Here is a 268-nt window from a genome sequence, read left to right on the forward strand (position 1 = left end):
ATCACGGCTATACGGGCAGCTATTCTGCAGTGCGGCGCTTCCTGCTGCACCTGAAGGCCGAGCGCGGCGCGAGAGCGACGACGATCCTGGAGTTCGCCCCGGCGGACGCAGCGCAGCTCGACTTCGGAGCCGGTCCGGTGCTCATGCATGAGTCCGGGCTTGTGCTCAAGACATGGTTCTTCGTGATGACGCTGTGCTGGTCGCGGCACCAGTATGCAGAGATCGTCCTCGATCAAACGGTCGAGACGTGGCTGGCCTGCCACCGGCG

General features: G+C 64.6%; 1 pseudogene. It reads left to right on the top strand.

Annotated elements, in window-relative coordinates:
- Positions 1–268, top strand: a pseudogene (locus ACLFKU_RS44595) (IS21 family transposase); the annotation flags it as partial.

Source organism: Paraburkholderia sp. EG304 (assembly GCF_046543485.1).
GTDB classification, from domain to species: Bacteria; Pseudomonadota; Gammaproteobacteria; order Burkholderiales; family Burkholderiaceae; genus Paraburkholderia; species Paraburkholderia youngii.